12 protein-coding genes are annotated in these 17,605 nt (G+C 59.6%); 4 read left to right on the top strand and 8 right to left on the bottom strand.

Features of this window, described 5'->3' with window-relative positions; genetic code table 11:
- Entirely contained in the window at positions 1 to 1,035 is a 1,035-nt protein-coding gene (locus tag CA85_RS16775) for a type II secretion system F family protein (RefSeq protein ID WP_146392520.1), read from the bottom strand.
- Positions 1,032 to 2,306: a GspE/PulE family protein gene (locus CA85_RS16770; RefSeq protein ID WP_246112881.1), complete on the bottom strand. Its 1,275-nt coding sequence runs from the start codon at positions 2,304 to 2,306 to the stop codon at positions 1,032 to 1,034. The genes CA85_RS16775 and CA85_RS16770 overlap by 4 nt, the downstream gene beginning before the upstream one ends.
- Between CA85_RS16770 and CA85_RS16765 the strand changes: the two genes are divergently transcribed.
- Both CA85_RS16765 and CA85_RS16760 read left to right on the top strand, forming a co-directional pair.
- Complete coding sequence (locus CA85_RS16765) at positions 2,305 to 3,561, top strand: DUF1559 domain-containing protein (protein ID WP_146392519.1); 1,257 nt, start codon at positions 2,305 to 2,307, stop codon at positions 3,559 to 3,561. The two genes, CA85_RS16770 and CA85_RS16765, sit on opposite strands and share 2 nt — an antisense overlap.
- A gap of 343 nt (positions 3,562 to 3,904) precedes the next feature.
- Positions 3,905 to 5,692 carry a cation:proton antiporter domain-containing protein gene (locus CA85_RS16760; protein WP_146392518.1) on the top strand — a complete coding sequence of 596 codons (1,788 nt, stop codon included), beginning with the start codon at positions 3,905 to 3,907 and terminating at the stop codon, positions 5,690 to 5,692.
- Positions 5,693 to 5,726: 34 nt separating this feature from the next.
- Here CA85_RS16760 and CA85_RS16755 read toward each other — a convergent pair whose 3' ends face one another.
- From CA85_RS16755 to CA85_RS16735, 5 genes are all read right to left on the bottom strand, one after another.
- On the bottom strand, positions 5,727 to 6,425 hold the full coding sequence (locus tag CA85_RS16755) for an ABC transporter permease (RefSeq protein ID WP_146392517.1): 699 nt from the start codon (positions 6,423 to 6,425) through the stop codon (positions 5,727 to 5,729).
- A 37-nt stretch (positions 6,426 to 6,462) separates the two neighbouring features.
- Positions 6,463 to 8,487 (bottom strand): ATP-dependent helicase, encoded by a 2,025-nt coding sequence (locus tag CA85_RS16750; protein WP_146392516.1) that lies wholly within the window; start codon positions 8,485 to 8,487, stop codon positions 6,463 to 6,465.
- Between the two features lie 10 nt (positions 8,488 to 8,497).
- The gene (gene rpmA, locus CA85_RS16745; protein WP_146392515.1) at positions 8,498 to 8,743 is read right to left on the bottom strand and encodes a 50S ribosomal protein L27; all 246 of its coding nucleotides are present in this window, start codon (positions 8,741 to 8,743) and stop codon (positions 8,498 to 8,500) included.
- 89 nt (positions 8,744 to 8,832) lie between these two features.
- The gene (locus CA85_RS16740) at positions 8,833 to 9,885 is read right to left on the bottom strand and encodes a hypothetical protein (protein WP_146392514.1); all 1,053 of its coding nucleotides are present in this window, start codon (positions 9,883 to 9,885) and stop codon (positions 8,833 to 8,835) included.
- Between the two features lie 206 nt (positions 9,886 to 10,091).
- Entirely contained in the window at positions 10,092 to 11,564 is a 1,473-nt protein-coding gene (locus CA85_RS16735) for a hypothetical protein (RefSeq protein WP_186775004.1), read from the bottom strand.
- A 924-nt stretch (positions 11,565 to 12,488) separates the two neighbouring features.
- On the opposite strand from CA85_RS16735, the gene CA85_RS16730 reads away from it, so the two are divergent.
- Positions 12,489 to 14,162 (top strand): sigma-70 family RNA polymerase sigma factor, encoded by a 1,674-nt coding sequence (locus CA85_RS16730; RefSeq protein ID WP_146392512.1) that lies wholly within the window; start codon positions 12,489 to 12,491, stop codon positions 14,160 to 14,162.
- A gap of 392 nt (positions 14,163 to 14,554) precedes the next feature.
- On the opposite strand, the gene CA85_RS16725 is transcribed toward CA85_RS16730, so the two are convergent.
- Positions 14,555 to 15,544, bottom strand: coding sequence for a DnaJ C-terminal domain-containing protein (locus CA85_RS16725; protein WP_146392511.1), 990 nt, complete (start codon positions 15,542 to 15,544; stop codon positions 14,555 to 14,557).
- Between the two features lie 157 nt (positions 15,545 to 15,701).
- On the opposite strand from CA85_RS16725, the gene CA85_RS16720 reads away from it, so the two are divergent.
- On the top strand, positions 15,702 to 17,348 hold the full coding sequence (locus CA85_RS16720; RefSeq protein WP_246112880.1) for a CehA/McbA family metallohydrolase domain-containing protein: 1,647 nt from the start codon (positions 15,702 to 15,704) through the stop codon (positions 17,346 to 17,348).
- Positions 17,349 to 17,605 lie beyond the last annotated feature (257 nt).

Raw genomic sequence — 17,605 nt, 5'->3', positions numbered from 1 at the left:
TTAGAGCACCTCACCGATCACATCGAGCAGTGGCGCCACCATCGTTCGAATCAGAATGGTGATCACCGCCACCATCAGGATCCCGGCCAACCATTTCGGAATGGATTCGATCCACCAAGTTTGCCGGTTCCACGCCTCGGTTTCGTACAGCTCACCGAGAGATTCCAGGTCGACGGCAATCGACTGGCGATCACGCTCGGCGGCGACCAAGTCGACAACACATTGTCGCACGGGTTGCGATAGTGACTCGGGCATCGCGATCGCTCGTTCGCTTTGAGCTCCGGCTCGGATGTTTTCAACCGCCTCATTCCAGGATGCGGCGAAAGCGGGGCTGACCACCTTGGCAGCCGTCTCGATCGCTCGGGCCGATTCAATGGATTCGTGTCCGGGCTGTCCCATTTGCATCGCCAGCCAGCGACAAAAGATGGCTTGGTCGCGAGCCGCGTCGTCGCTTTGCAGCGATCGACGTTGTCCCCAAACGATGAACAACGCAAAGAGTCCGATGACCACGAGCATGGTCGCAATCGCGACGATGGAATGACGAGTGAACGTCCGCAGTAGGTCGATGAACGTCGGCGAGAACGCTGTCGTGATCAGGTCGGCTTGGACAAGCGACAACAAAATCCAGGGGATGACCAAGCATAGCACCGTCGCGGCGACAAAGATGTTGAGCATCGGGTTGATCGTCGCGAGCCGGACCTGACGCCGGCGCTGGTTGGATCGACGAATCATCCGCACCGTTTCGTTGAGCGGGCGAGTGGATCCCGTTTGCGCCATCAACTGCATCGCGCAGCGAATGGGTGCGTGGTAGGTCGGCGACAGCGAGGCGATCGCTTCGGCAGCGGATTGGCCTTGCTCCATCCGGTTGCGAACCCCTTTGGCGGCGCGGCCGATCGTGCCCATTGCCGAGTCGCCAAGTCCGGTCAGCCCCAGCGTCAAGGAACGGCCCGAATCGGCCATGGCAGCGACCTCATCGAGCAGCATTGCCAGGGATTCGTCATCGATCGAACGAGGGGCCGCCTGGAGTGAGTTCATGAAGATCGCCCCAGTACCCGGAAGACTTCGGCTGCATCGGTTTGGCCTTCCTCGACCAACCGTTCGGCTTGCGACCGCAGTGACGCGACCCCTGCTTGTGCGGCGACGTCGTCGATCTCCGAGGCCGGTCGCCCGTCGACCACCGCTCCCCAGATCGCTTGTCCGGCCGGCCCACTATCGAGTGTGACCATTTGAGCGATCGGGATGCGCCCCTCGTAACCGGTGGCATGACAACGCTCACATGTCGAAGCGGCGGTTTGAGATCCGCCGGCACAGGCCGCACATTTTCGCCGCAACAACCGCTGGCACAGTATTCCCCGCAGACCGCTTTGGATGGCGAAGAGCGGGAGCTGCATCTGCACGAGGCGGCGCAGCGTCGTGCCGAGCGATCCGGCGTGAATCGAGGAAAAGCACAGATGTCCGGTCATCGAAGCGGCCAAGACGGCTTCGGCGGTCTCGACGTCACGAATCTCGCTGACCAACAAGACCTCAGCATCCTGCCGCACGGCCGCCCGCATCGCTGCGGCAAGCGTCAAACCGCTGGCCGGCTGCAATTGGCTCTGGCTGATCGAATCGATTACCGATTCGATTGGATCCTCGATCGTCAGCACGCTGCGATGAAAATCACGCGAGGCAATTTGAGATAAGCAGGCATACAGAGTGGTTGTCTTGCCGCTGCCGGCGGGCCCGGCGACCAACAACCAACCCTCTCGTGAATCGCAGACGGACTCGATCTGCCCGGTCGTGGCAGCATCGAAGCCGAGTTGGTCGAGTCGCCGGATCGCCTCGCGGTCATCCATGATTCGAATCGCCGCGCGGTTGCCATGCACGGTCGGAAAGATGCCCAGCCGCATCTCTCGCAGATCCCCGTCGGCGTCCCGCCAACGCAGCGGACCTTCTTGCGGCACACCGCCGTGATAGGACGGCAATCCCGCTAACGCCATCAATCGGGATACCGGATCACTCTCGCTGCTCCGCTGATAGGATTCCCGCGGCTGCAATACACCGTCGATGCGAAACGACACATCCCAGCTCTCTGCCCGCGGCTGCAGATGCACGTCACTGGCACCGCACCGGATCGCAGTCGTCAAGCAATCATCCACCATGGCCGCGGCAAAATTCGCGTCCGAGGGGGGAAGTCGACGAGAAGAGAGAGAAACCGCCATGAAGTCTTTCAGAAATTTTGCATCGCGGCCCCGCACGCTCGCGAGGACCGCTAGACTGAAGGATCGCAGTGAGCTCGCCACACCCATTGAAATAGAGATCCTCATGCAACGAAGTCGTCATCATAACGCATTCACGCTGCTCGAGTTGCTCGTCGTGATGGGCGTCATCGGAATTTTAGTAGGGTTGCTGTTGCCGGCGGTCCAGGCCGCCCGCGAGGCCGCTCGCCGGATGAGCTGCAGTAATAACTTTCAGCAGATCGCCTTGGGCGTGGCCCAGTACCATGAATCGTTTGGTAACCTACCGTTGCACGGAACGGGCACGTTCAGCAACGCCAACGACCCTGCCAACACGAACCAGTTCCGGCTGAGCTTTCTCGTGTCGATCACCCCGTTCACGGGTCAGGCACCGCTGTGGGATGCGATCAGTGAGGGTTTCGCGGGCACGCCGCCCATCGGGACTGGGGGCGACCCCAGCGATCCGAATGACGCTTCGATGGGGATGCTTCCTCAGTTCGACGTGGGCGATGGTGGCGAGGAACCGACCCACCTGTATCCGCCGATGGGGCCGGTGCCCTCGATGGCGACCTATCGGCCTTGGCAAACCGAGGTCGCGACGTACCGCTGTCCCTCTGATCCTGGTGCTGGGCTCCCTGCGATGGGGCGCACCAATTACGCGGCCTGTCTCGGTGATGCCATCGAAGGCCTGGACCAGGGTTCCTGGCGATACGAGGCTTCGAAGTGGTCACCCAGTGGCAAAGACCTGATGCGGGTGACCGGACGTGGGATGTTCGTGCCACGCATGGTGACCTCCTACAGTGACGTCACCGATGGATTATCCAACACGATCATGCTCGGTGAGATGGCCACCGATCTCGGTGATCGCGACACACGCACGACCCCATCGATTGACAACGGATGGTCGCCCGGCGTCCTGGACGATGTGAAGACATGCTATGGTCAAATCGACCCCAACCGCCCAAGTTTTTGGCTGCAGGGCTCCGGAGTGGGCGCGACGTCCAAGCGTACCGAAGGTCGTGGTTACCGTTGGGCGGACTCAAACGGCCTGATGACAGGAGTCAACACGACCCTGGCTCCCAACCGTGAACTTTGCTTCGGTGGCGACGAGTCGACGATCGGCACGCTCACCTTCAGCAGCCGGCACCAGGGTGGCTGCCACGTCGCGATGGGCGACGGGGCGATCAAGTTCATCACGGATTCGATCGAGGCTGGCTATAATCAAGGCACCGTCAGCGAAAATGGGACCGGCAATCTCGCCCCCGGAAGCCCCAGTCCGTTCGGCCTCTGGGGAGCTCTGGGCACACGCGACCAGCGTGAAATGGAAGGGAGCGAGTATTTCTAACTCCGCTAATTATCGCTATTGAGGTCCTTTCCGGTGGTGTTCGCTCCGCTCAAACCACCGGCTATTTTCTTCAACGCCTTCGGCGTAGGGAAACTTGTGGGGGATCAACTGCTCGTCGACTTGTCCACCACGGAACAGCTTTCGCAATACTCGGCTCTATTTACTCCCGCGTTCCTTGGACGAGTAGCCGCGGACCGGATTGGCGCCCAGCAGGCTGCTGGAGGTGTCGCCAATCCGCCTCCCCATGGCGAGCGTTGCCGGGTAGAATGTCGCCACGCATGGTCGTGCGAATTGGCTCGCCGCGTCCTGTGCCCCTGTTTTCGATCTTTTAGCGGCCATCGCCATGATGACAACCACGGGCCTCATGATGGGGCTGGCTAGCGTCGCGACGAGCGATACCACTGTGAACGTGTCGCCAATGGATTTGGTTGTGACCGAACCGATTCACATCGCGACGACCATCGGCATGCTCCTGACCGCGAGTTTGTTCGCGGGGTTGGCCAGCGAATTGCTGAGGCTGCCCAAAGTCACCGCCTATCTCGTCGCGGGGCTGCTGCTCGGCACGAGCGTCTTTGACGTGATCCCGCACCAGCACTATCAATTTCTCGAGCCGCTGACGAAGTTGGCAATGGCTTTGGTGCTGTTTTATCTCGGCACGCTTTTTCCCTTTGATCAGATTCGCCGGATCAGTCGCCGGGCGATCCCGCTTTCGATCGGCGAGATGGTTTGCACCGGGGTCTTCGTGACCATTGGCGTTTACCTACTCGGCATGACGCCCGCCCAATCTGTTTTGCTTGGCACGCTGGCGCTCGCCACATCGCCCGCGACGACGATGTTTGTATTGCGGGAGACGAACGCCGAAGGTCCGGTGACGAGTCTCATCAGCACTCTCGTCACACTCAACAACCTCGCTGCGGTGATCGTCTTCGAACTGGTATGGTTGGGCATCGAGTTGGCGATGCCCGGTGGTCAGACGCAATCAATCGCAGCCACCTTGATGCGATTGGTTCAGTCCCTTGGGGGTGCGTTTGTCCTCGGCTTGGTCGGTGGGTTGGTGATGAGCTACGCCTGCGAGATCATGCACACGCGCCGCTGGCTGGTGCTGCTGGTCGGGATGGCCTCGCTGCTGCTCGGGCTGAGCGAGACGTGGCAGCTGCCGTACATGCTCGTGTTCCTGGTCGTGGGCGTCGTTGTGGTCAACTCATCGAGCGGCACGCAGAAGATAACGGAACAGTTTGATTCGATTGGCGGCCTGCTCACCGTCGTGTTCTTCTCTGTTCATGGCAGTGAGCTCAACCTCCGCTTGCTATGGCAGGTCGGATTGGTAGGGGCCGGGTATGTCATCTTGCGATCTCTGGGCAAGATTGTCGGTGTGTGGGCCGTTGCCTCCCGCACAGAAGCCTCTCCCGAGATCCGCACTTGGTTAGGGCCGGCGCTATTGGCCCAGGCCGGGGTGGCGATCTCGCTCAGCGCAACGGCGACCTCAAGGAACCCAGAGATCGCCGGTCATGTGCAGACGATCATCCTCGGCACCGTGGTCGTGTTCGAGATCTTCGGTCCCCTGCTGACTCGAGCCGCGGTGCTGCACAGCGGTGAGATGCCGATTGCCAATTCCATTCACCACACGTTCGGCACGCCGCTGAGCGCGCTGCGGAATGTGTTCACCCGGTTGGCAGGGTCCGCTGGACTGCTGGACAAGAAAACCGCCCTGTCGGAGCGGATGCGGGTCGAACAGGTGATGCGGCGAAGCGTCGAAGGGATCGCCGAGAACGCAGATTTCAACGAAGTCGTGCATTTTGTCGAGCACTCGCATGCCAACACCTTTCCCGTCGTCGACGACGATCGCTGCGTGGTTGGGTTGATCCGATTCGACCTGCTCAACCAAGCCTTTTTCGATCCGCAGTCGGATCTCCTGGTCCGCGCCGGAGATTTGGCGACACCGCCCGACCTGCTGCTGCGGCCGTCGCAGCCCGTTAAAGACGCGGTCAACCTGTTTCGCAAAACCAGCGATGACTGCGTTGCCGTGGTCACCGACGATACCCCGCATCGGCTGATCGCGACGGTGCGTCGTAGCGATCTGACGAGCCTCTTGATCCGTGACCGCAAAGCCGGTTTCGGCAGCCCCGAATAGCCGTACGGCCTTCGAGTCCGAGAGATTCGCCGACTCAGGATGTGGGGTCGTTCAACGATTGCGGTCTGCGCTGCAATCGCATGAAGATCATCAGCGACAAACCGGCCGACGCGAAGATCAGGCACATGATCATGATCTGGTAGCGGGCTGCGATCAGTGGGGATACTCCTGCGAGAACTTGGCCGGTCATCATCCCGGGAATGGAAACGACACCGACAGCGAAGAGACTGTTGGTGATTGGGATCAACGCCACGCGAACGGCTGAGTCGGGAGTGCCCTCGGTGGCGGAATCGAGTCGCTCGATCGCCAATGAGAGTGCGTTCATGCAGTTGCTGAAGGTCATCCCTGCTAGCGGAATCAAGATGCGTGGGTTGTACCAGGGCTCGACGTCGAGGACGCCAACGGTGATCACAGCGAGCGTTGTGCCACCGCCGATCAAGATCGACAGGAGGACGTCAGCATAGCGCCGCCAAGGCCTCTTCTCCGCGGTGCGGATCGCGATCGCCGAGGACGCGATCATCATCGCAGTCAGCGTCGCCAAGGTCACCCAAGCTCGATCGGACCGAAAGAGATAGACGAGCACGTAGCCAACGAGCGATAGCTGGATCAGCATTCGCCCGAGACCCTGCAGGGTTGTCCGCAATGAATGGCCTTCGGCGGCTAACCAGACGAGCAGTCCGAGGACCGGCACGAGGGCGATCGCTAAACGCGTCAGCGAAATCGGTTCAGCCATCGGGGGTGCCTCGTCAGTGAGAGCCTAGCGGTGACGTTTACCGATGTCGTGCGCCCGAGCCGCGGCGGCCCTGCTTGCGGTATTTATTCGGGTTATCAGCTTTGCCCGTGATCTCGTACAGGAACCGGCTCGGTTGCGTGGGACGCGGCTTGCCCCATTTCCTCCGCGTCAGGGCCAAAGACATGGTGAGATTCTCTTGGGCTCGGGTAATGCCCACGTAGCACAACCGTCGCTCTTCGGCGATGTCCTCGTCACGCCCGCTTTTGACGCTACGGCTGTGAGGCACGAAGCCATCTTCCATTCCCACCATGTAGACAACAGGAAACTCGAGTCCCTTGGCCGCGTGCATGGTCAGTAGCCAGACCGCGTTCTTCATGGCGAGCTTGTCTTTCTCGCTGCCCATTTCGCGACCCGACAGGGCGATATCGCTGAGGAACCCGGACAGCTCCGCTTTCTCGCTTTTGTCTTGATAGGCTGAGAGGGCATTGGTGAATTCACCAATCGAGGCCATCCGAGCTTCCCGTTCGTCGGGTTGGTCGTACAGCTTGGTGATCTCGTCTGCGTAGGCGGTCCGCTGCATCAGCGTCTCCATGGCACCGACGAGCGAGTCATTCTCGGCTCGCTGTTGCACGTCGGCGCAGAGTTGGCGGAGTTGCTCAATACCACGCTTGGCGGCTGGGGGCAAATCCTCGGTGGCCGCTGCGTTCTGCATGACCTGCCACACGGGCACACCCCGCTGCACGGCCCGGTCGACGAGTAACCGTGTCGTCTTGTTGCTCAGCCCTCGAGCCGGTGTGTTGATCACACGAAGCAGGGAGATCTCATCGTCGGGTTGATCGATCCATTTGAGGTAGGCGATCAGATCGCGGACCTCGCGGCGATCGAAAAACGATTGACTGCCGAGCATCACGTAGGGCACGTCGGCTTTGCGTAGTTCAGTTTCGAACAATCGCGGTTGCTCATTGGTGCGAAACAGAATCGCAATATTCTTCGGCTGTACGTGTTCGTTGTCGATCAGATGCCGGATTTCGCGGACGACCGTTTCGGCTTCGACAATCTCGTCTTTGTGCTGGACGATTCGGGGGCGTTTGCCCATCGGCCGATCGGGCTTGAGGATCTTGTCGTGCCGCTCGGTATTGAATGCGATCAGGGTATTGGCCATCTCCAGGATCGCGCCGGTGGAGCGATAGTTGTCCTCGAGCCAGACGACCTTGGCATCGGGCCAATCCTGGGAAAAGCTCAGGATGTGAGAGACGTCGGCGCCACGCCAAGCGTAGATCGACTGGTCATCGTCACCGACGACGCAGAAATTACGGTGGTCGCGGGTCAATGCTTGCGTGATCCGGTACTGGCTACCGTTGGTGTCTTGGTACTCGTCGACGAGCACGTGATCGTACTTAGCCGCTTCGGCTTGCCGGACCTCTTCGTGCTCGGTCAGCAGTGTTTCGGTATGCAGCAAGAGATCATCGAAGTCCATCGCGCCGCGGGCGCGGAGGGCGTCTTGATAGCGGCGGTAGCCCGAGGCCGCGAAGTGTTCCTTGTCCGTGCAAGCGTGCCCCGCAGCCTGTTCGGGCAAAATCGATTCGTTCTTCCAGGAACCGATGATCGACAGCATGTCCGAGGGTTTCAGGGCCGTGCCGGGCAAGCGAAGTTCGCGGAGGACGGCGCGGGCCAGCGATTCTTGATCGCTGCGATCGTAGATCGAGAATTTTTTGGGAAAGCCGAGCACGTTGGCGTGCTCGCGAAGCATCCGCACACATTGCGAGTGAAACGTGCTGATGACCGGCTTGGGCGGCGCTTTCTCGCCTTTGCGGCGGCGTTGGTTTTTATGGCCGAGCAGTTCGGAGACGCGTTCGAGCATCTCGCCGGCGGCTTTATTGGTGAACGTCACCGCGAGAATCCGCTCGGGAGCGATCCCGTGCTTGATCAGGTTCGCGATCCGGAACGTGACCACCCGCGTTTTGCCAGTGCCGGCACCGGCCAAAACCAGGAGCGGTCCCGACAGGGTCGTGACCGCTTCGGCTTGCGGAGGGTTGAGCCCCTCGACGCTGAATCCGTTCAAAAGAGAATGCTCAGGCGACGTCGACGTTGATACGGCGACCTTCGCGATCGAAGCGTACCTTGCCCGCCACGAGGGCGTAGAGGGTGTAGTCGTTGCCCATGCCGACGCCCTTGCCGGGATGGAACTTGGTGCCGACCTGGCGGATGAGAATATTGCCGGCAGCGACAGCTTCGCCGCCGAATCGTTTCACGCCACGGCGTTGTGCGTTACTGTCGCGACCGTTACGGCTACTGCCCTGACCCTTTTTATGTGCCATGATCTCTTCGCTTGCTGATTTTGTTTGCTGGTTTTGACGCCGTCTGCGGGGACGCGTCAAAATTGAATTGGATTGGGAAGACGAGAAAGTTACCGGAAGACCCACCGGTAATCAAGCCGTTTATCGAGCCCATATTTCTCCAACACGTAGGATTGTTGCTTTTCGTCGTCGAAAGCGGGGATCCCGAATCGGACCCGGTCGTCGATCTGGTTGGTCGCATCGCCGGGGCGATAGAAATTCAGCATCAGGGCTTTGCGGCGATATGGGGCATCGTCGCCTTCACCGTCCTGTTCAAACGCGTTGGTCAGACCGAAGACGTTGACACTGATGTAATCGATGTTCGGGTCCACATCGACCCAGGTCGCCACGCCCCACACGCCCGGGGCATTGGGATCCTCGGTGCGTGGGATTTTGACGCGGGAAATGTCCACGCTATTGTGCAAAGGGGCCGTGATCTGTTCGCGAATGGCGATCCGCTCGACTGCGGTCGGCAAGATTTGGTCGACGTATTGCTGGTCTGCCTCGCGGTCCTCCAGAACGAACATCGGGAAGAAACGACGGGACTGGTAGCTCACCGACTCAATCCGTTTGAAGATCGGTTCGTCGGGATTGTCCACCGCCGGACGCAGGTCGCCGCCGCGATATCGCACGCGGTAGACCATGTACTGCACGAGTTTTCGCTGCATCTTCCCGTCCGGCCGCGGGATGTCCAGATAAATTTGGCGAAGCGGTTTGAAGGACAATTCGAAGCAAAAAATCTCGCGGCGATAAATCACCTGCTTCAGCATCTCTTCGAGTGTGCGGGATCGCGGATCAAAATGAGGCTTGCCCTCCGGGTGATCTCCTGATTTTTCCCAAGAGATCTCCGGGTGGGCGTTGATCAGCGCCTGCAGGGTTTGCGGTCCGTCAAAGGTTTCCTTGGGATCCGGAGCTGGCGGGATGACCGTGACGACGCCCGGGGCAAAAGCGGTTTGCGTCTGGCTCGATGGATCCTGCTTCGTCTCGCCAGCTGGATTCGCAGCGGCGCCCTGGCCCATCGACGGGGCGGCGGCGATGGCGCTACCCAGCGTGATCGCCAGCATACTGAGGGCGACTCTGATATCGCGGGCTCGTACGGACTGAGGGCGTCTCACCCGGCTCATGGAACGTTCGTTGCGAAAAAGTTGCATCGGGGAAAACGCCAAAAACTCGAAAACGGCTGTCAGTAGATTAGGGGTATGACGCAGCATGGAGCAGAACGGGTCGATGCACCTCGCTCGTCAGGACGGCAGCGGATCGCACCGCTTCATCACGCAGGTGCGACCTGTCACGCGTTCCGTCACGGCCGGCTACCCGGTTCGTCGCTTCCCTAGCGGGACTTCACGTCGCTCGGTGAGAGTAGCTCGGCTACCGCTGCTCCTGATTCTACTTCGTCCCCCGATTCGGCCGCGGATAATTCAAGATTTTTGTCGTTTTTCCCGGAATCGGGATCGCTTTGGCCCGTGTTCCCGGTATCGCCTGTCAATCGCAGCGACGCGGCGAGCTGGGTGTCGGACCCTGCCAACAGTGGGACGCTCTGCCCGTCCATGGTCCAGGTGGCGAGCACGCGGCGGCGGCTATCGTCACTCAAGTGCATCATGATCCACTGGATCGGCACGCCTTCAACGCGGCCGCCGACGACCACATGGAGCATCCGCAGCCCCCCCTCTGTCATGCCTTCGCTGCTGCCGATGAGTTCGCCGAAGCGATCCCCGAGTGTTTTCTCGACATTGCTCTGGAATTGTTCCAAGCTCAGTTGTTTGCCTTCGACCAGGCGGGGCAGCGGTTTCAGGTTCAGCTGCGCGATGGATCGATCGTTCTCGATCATTCGCAGCACCGCCTCGCCCGGGAGGTCCTTCATCACCCGCCAGCGACGGTCCATCAAGCCCTCCACGCCGACATGATCGCTGGCCATCGTCACCAGCAAACGGCTTGCTGGTGGCGGCTCATCGAATGCGATTCGTTGCGGGGCCTGCGGCAAAGTCTGCACGCTCGGCAGCGGCTTGCGAACCATGCGGATTGTGGCGGTCACATCGAACCCCGGCTCGGCATTGCCGATCTCACGGGTCTCGTGGACCGCGACGGCTGCCCAGGTAACCGCTCCAGCTTTGCGGTCGAGCGTCAGTTTCCCCACAACCTTCAACTCGGTGGGTACGCCTGAGACCGAACCGTGCATCTTGCCACGTAACTGCAGCTTCGCTTCCGCGGCGTTCGCAGCGACCAATTCCACCTGCACGTCACTCGATGCGATCGCCGACAGATTGAAAAAGGAAGCGAGGTCCGACGAGAGAAGCGTTACCTTCTCGCCCGCTCGCATCATCTGATCGGGGACCAACGCGTCGATCGCCGTGCTGGCGATGGGCGTGCGTAGCAGGTCCATTTCCTCATGGGTTAGATAATCGTCATTGGAGTAGATCGTTTCGGGTAGCTCGTCGCGCCTGGCAATCACATCGCCCACCGAATGCCGAAGAGTGATCTCCTGGTCGTTGCGGCTGATCCGACTGGTCCCCGTGGCTTCATGAAAATGCCGTTCGGCCGCAATAATCTCCGAGTCAGCGGTCGCCCCAGCGGGCCGCAGATACCGCTCTTCATAATCCAGTGCCAATTTCGCTTCGATCGGCAGCATGCGTTTTTTGCTGTTACGCACCAATGGGTCTTGGAGCAAGTTCACATTCCCGTTGACTTCAATTTCCATGCGGACCCGAAAGAGGTCTTGATCCCGGTTGATGCCAAGCCGCGTCTGCTCGTTCGCATCGCCAGCCGTCGCCGAGCGGTCTGGACCCGACAGCAGAGTACCGCTCAACGCGCCCAGACTCGCGCCCGCCAAGGCAGTACCCGCGGATATCGATCGTAAGAATCCTCGCCGGGAGTGACTTGGCCCCTCAGGAAGGGTGGCTGGCGGAGGCCCACTAGGCAGCGATTGAGCCAGTTTCTCGAGCGAAACGGAGCGGGACAAAATTCCAGGGCGGGGGCGATTGCTCATGGCAGCGGACCAGTCGTTTGGAAAAATGAGGCGAGAATCAGCGCAAAAGCGGCGTTCACGACACCGCGTCTCTGCACAATCGGCACGCACCCACCAAGCGATTGAATGCTTGTCCCAGAATCGCCCTTATTCTCAAAATGAGACCCCAAAGTTTCAATCTGATTGTAAAAGTGACAATCTCAGGCATCCTCGGCGGGACACTTGGGGACGCCTGGATTTTTTTATCGGTACAGAAATGCGGGTATTTACGGGACACTTATGAAGTCAAGTGTTCTCCATGAACGGTTCTGGAGCACTTTGGCGCGGAAATTTCAGTACCTAGGTTCCGTTCGCATGAAACCGTGGGAACGCGGCCTGAATTTCGAAGCAAATTCGGCTGGGGGACGAACACTACCCCGACTTTCACGGTCTTTGTTGTGGGCACGACTTCGAAGTCGTCGAAGGTCGGATTTTTCACCCCAAGCTAGTCGTCGGAACGAGACGGAAGCGGTGGTGGCAGTCAGGCGTGAGGGGACATCGAGAAACGAGACACAGAAGCCTCGCGTGGCATGGAGCCACTCGAAACCTTCGGGCTGTCTGGTAAGCTTTGGATCGCTGATCCAATTGCTTTGCCCGGACGGTTCGGATCCCTTCATCGCCATATGGATTTGGCGATCCCCGGGCAAATCAGATCGATGTGTTGGCGACCCGCCGGGGTTGCATGGAAAACAGACATGAGCGATCACGCACTGGGAAAACAAGATTATGCTTACCAGCTACCGTCACATCGGATTGATCGAACTTCGCGACCAACTGACCCGGTTTGCGCCGCGGCCGAAAAAGATCGAACAAGGATTGCTCGCCGAGAAACTGCTCAACGAACTCGAGGACGATCGCGACTACCTGTTCGATTACGTCTATTTCCGAATCACAAACTACCATCCCGATTCCAAGCTGCGGCAAACGATCCGCTCGGAGGACCTGCAGCACGACCTGCGTCTGTTGATCGAAGACCTCGCCGATGCGGCAGTCCTCGATTCCGAGTCGGCTGGTGAGCGGGTGCTGACGGTCAATGAACTGGCCAAGAAGTTTCAGGTGTCCACCAAGACCATCAGCCGCTGGCGCGATGCGGGTTTGGTTGCCCGCAAATTCATGTTTGGCAAACGCAAACGGGTCGGGTTTCTACAGAGCAGTGTGGACCAGTTCATCAAGGACAACCGGGATAAGGTTCGTCGCGGTGAGCGGTTCAGCCAGCTCAGTGGCGACGAGAAATCAGAGATGATCGAACGTGCTCGGCAATTGGCCGAAGGCGGCGCCAGTCTCTCCGAAGTCACCCTCCAATTGGCTGGGCAAATGGACCGCTCGCCTGAAACGATTCGCTACACGTTGAAGAATTTTGACGTCAAGAATCAATCGCTCGCGATCTTTCCCCACCATCGGGAGTCCTTGACCGAGGATGACAAACGTGTCATCGCCCAGTTATACGCCCACGGAGCGACCATCCCGCAATTGTGCAAGCGATTCAAACGCACCCGTTCGAGCATTCGCCGCATCCTCGACGAGGTGCGGATGCAGGAAATCTCCGAACTGCCGCTCGATCACATCTACAACGAAGATTTCGAGGACACGAGCCGAGAAGCGGAATATTTGGCCGACATGCCCGACGGACCCCCCGCCCGCAAGGTTCGCACGCCCGCAGACCTGCCTAGTTACTTGGCAGCCCTCTACGACGTGGCCTTGCTCAACCGTGAGCAAGAGGGGCATTTGTTTCGCAAGATGAACTACCTCAAACACCGCGCCGGTGTGCTGCGGGATGAATTGATCGCCAGTGGCCAGACCAATGCAGCCACCATGGATCAAATCCAGTCTCTCTACGAAGATGCCGTGCGGGTTAAGAACAAGATCGTGCAGGCAAACTTGCGTTTGGTAGTCTCGATCGCCAAACGTCACCTCGCTAGTACCGATGATTTCTTCTCGCTGATCAGCGACGGCAACATGTCGTTGATCCGGGCGGTTGAGAAATTCGACTACTCGCGTGGCAACAAGTTCAGCACCTATGCGACCTGGGCGATCATGAAGAACTTCGCCCGGACAATTCCTAAGGAGTTCAAGCATCGCGACCGGTTCCGCACCAGTGGCGAGGAGATGTTCGATGCCCACCAAGACCAGCGACGAGATCCCTACACCGAGGAGACCGTCCAGCGCCAGCGACAACGGGAGCTCGCTCGGATTCTCGATCGCTTGGACGAACGCGAGCAAAAGATTATCTCCGCTCGATTCGGTCTCCAACGCGGTGTCGAGCCGCTGACGCTCAAAGAGGTCGGTGCCGAGATGGGTGTGACGAAAGAACGCGTCCGCCAACTCGAAGCCCGAGCGTTGACAAAACTTCGCGAAGCCGCCCGCGACGCGAAAATTGACGTCGAACTCGGGGCCGGCTGATATCGGCGCGTAGCTTGTCACGGATCGGCTGCTGTACCGGCTCGCGATTGCGTGAGCCGAGACGCGTCTGCGGCGCTACCCGGGACCTTACTGCGAATGGCACTTAGCAACACACGATGAATAAGTGCCGGTTCTAGTAGTGGACGAGGCGACGAGTCCTTGGGACGCAGGGCTCGCCGCCTCGCGCACGCGTCGGGTTGCCAAGCCCGCTTCGCAGCCTCAAGTAAGTGCCATTCTCCTTGCGGCACTCGGCTCAATATCGCGGCGGACAACCTCGATTCAACCGATAGCCCGTTGGTTCGGCTGAAATCCATGCTTGGTATTCTTACGTCCAAGCACTGCCCCTGTGTGAGAGCCACGTAGGGGAGCAAACCGGATCAGCCACCGCGCGTTTAGAACTTCAAGCCGCTGCGTGGCTCGAAGGATTGTTCGCTCTCGAACTGTTTCAGTAACTCGACCGCTGCGTCGGACATGTCGTCGGGCAGCTGGATTTGCAGTTCGACGATCAGGTCACCAGGGGCTCCTTTGGCCGATTGCACTCCGAGCCCCTTCAGCCGGAGGCGTTTCCCGCTTCGGCTGCGAGGGGGAATCGAGAGCGTGACAGTCCCTTTGGGAGTCGGAACATCGGCTTTCGTACCCATTGCCGCTTCCCCGACGGTGATCGGCAGATCGAGTTCCAGGTTCTTGCCTTTTCGCTCGAAGTAGGGGTGCGAATCGATTTGGATGATCAGGATCAAATCACCCGGCGTCCCCCCGGGGCTGGATTGGCCCTGTTCTCGCAAGCGAATTTTTGCACCATCTTCGACGCCGGCCGGGATCGTGACAGAGAGTTTTTCATGCTTGCCTGTGCCGGTGGGATAAAACTCAGCTTTCCCGCCGAGAACCGCTTTTTCGAACGGGATCGCTAACTCATAGCGAACGTTGGACCCACGCTGCGGTGGCGCGGCAGTCCGATGTCGGCCGCCGCCCGGCGCAGCCCCGCCGCCGAGGATCTGTTCGAAGAAATCATTGAATCCATTTTCGAAGCCTCCGCCCGCATCGCCGCCGCCTTGACGACCCGCCGCGCCGAAGATCTGTTCGAGATCGAGGCCATCAAATGAAGGTCCCGCTCCTCCTCCGCCGCCACCGCCACCGGCGCCAGGCGGGTACCCGCCGCGGATTTTCTCGAAATCAGCGCCATAGCGATCGTAGGCAGCTCGTTTGTCCTCGTCTCCCAGGACTTCGTAGGCTTCTTGAACGCGTTTGAATTTTTCCTGGGCCGCTTTGTCATCCGGGTTCATGTCCGGGTGGTACTTGCGCGCCAATTTACGATAGGATTTTTGCAGATCGGATTTATCCGCGTCGCGAGAGACTCCAAGCGTTTGATAAAGGTCTTCAGCCACAGTGTGTCATCAACAGAGTAGGAAACGTCGCAGGGGCGAGAAAAACGGGCGGGGCCGCGACAGAGGTCGTCTCTGTCAATTTGGCATCGCCACAATTGCTTGGAAGACTGTAGCAAAATGCAAACCAATTCCGCAGCGCCCCACGCTCGCGATTGTTTTGCTCGCTTTATCTGGGACGCTGTCGCCAGTCGGAGCGGCCGATGGGAAGTGGACCATTTCTGCGGTCGAAGAGTCTGATGGTGAACCGCGTGTGGCACGAATCGAGCTGACCCGACCGACGGTATCTCGCGGTGGCAACCGGCCCACTAGCCGTGTCAAGCGGCTCCGGATCGTTCGGCCTCTCCCAGGCCGAACGGCGGTGGAAGCTGGATTCGGATTTGTGCTTGACGGTCCCACGAATTTGAACCTAAGCGAAGGTGGCTACGAATTTCGTGTTTCGCGTGGGCCAGAGTATCGGGTGATCGGGGGCAATTCGACGATTGAGAAAACAAGTTCTGACGAGCACGTATTTGCTCTTCCTCGGATCCTCAACATGCGGCAACTGGGCTGGACGAGCGGAGATTGTTTCGTCCCGTGGTCGCGGGAGAACCTACCGATTCGGATGACCGCCGAGGATCTTCACGTGGCCATGGCCGTTGCCAATCCGGTCGCCCGCGAAGGTGACGACCCAGCAAAGAAAGTTGTCGAACTTCGCGCCCGGCGCCGCCGACACGAAGAACCGCCCTTGAGCGATCCGCTGTGGATCGGCAACGATGTTAACGCCTTGGGCGGTTTGGCGTTCTATGGTAGCGCTGCAACTGGGCCCGACGCTCTCGCCACGGGATCTGAATCCGAGGATCCCTCGGAGACTGATTCAGACCTCGCTGCCCTGCAATTACTCGCCCGCCTGGCATCGCAACGCCGAGACTCCTCCGCTCATCCACTGGTGCAGGGTAAGGTTGCTGTTGAAAACCCGTTTGCCTGGCCGCTGCCGGTTTATCTCGCTAGCGATCAGGTCGATGGTTACTTCGTACTCGGTGATTGGTTGCGACTGGATCGACCGATCACGCAGACGAAGTCGGGACGTCCCTACTCGACCAGCAACCATCGCACAGCCATCTCGCTCGGCCGCGAAGCCGAACAGATTGGTTGGGAGCTACTCGACGCGGGATTCCGAATGGCACCCCTGGCGGGTAGCGGTGATGAGAGAGGCTTGCATCCGGTCGGATACAACCGCCTCTATGTTGCGGGCGAATCGATCGATTCGAGCTCATCGTCGAGCCAGCCCGTGGAGTCTGCCGAGCAATGGTGGCAGGGAGTTTGGGAAGGGCGCAGCTTCGCGACCAATGGACCGTTGCTGATTGCCAATCTCGACGGCAAATTGCCTGGGCATGTCTTTCGTGTCGATGCAGCCGACCCGATTCAGTTGCGAGCCGAGCTGACGCTCACCGTCCAAGACCCGGTCGACTACTTGGAGGTGATCTACAATGGGCAAGTCCACTACTCGGCCAAGCTCGATGAGTATGCCAAGGCCGGTGGGAAGATACCGCCTCTGCACGTCGACCGATCCGGATGGGCTTTGATCCGAGTCGTCACGCTCTATGAGAATCACTTCCGCGCCGCCACAACGGCTCCATGGTATTTTGAAGTCGACGGTGAGCGGCGGATCACACGGAGCAGCATCGAGTTCTTTCAGAATTGGCTCGCCGAATATGAAACATATCTGCGATCCCAACCCGACGCTGACCTCAACGCCTACGCCCCGTTCATCAGGTCCGCTCGCGATTTCTGGCAGTCGCGATTGCAGGCAGTTAACGCGAATTGAATCATAGTCGACCGACGGCTCCGCCCGTCGCGAGGAACAGCCGGCGTTGTTTTTAGCTCAGACGGACGGAGCCGTCTGGCTACGAATTTGATAGTGGACCGACGGCTCCGCCCGTCGTGAGGAGCAGCTTGCGTGGTTTTTAGCTCAGACGGTCGGAGCCGTCTGGCTACGAACTTGATAGTCGACCGACGGCTCCGCCCGTCGTGAGGAACACCTGGCGTTGTTTTTAGCTCAGACGGACGGAGCCGTCTGGCTAC

It is taken from the genome of Allorhodopirellula solitaria, from assembly GCF_007859855.1.
Lineage (GTDB): Bacteria > Planctomycetota > Planctomycetia > Pirellulales > Pirellulaceae > Rhodopirellula > Rhodopirellula solitaria.
The sequence above is the reverse complement of the archived record's forward strand: the minus strand, read 5'-3'. Positions and strand labels throughout refer to the sequence as shown.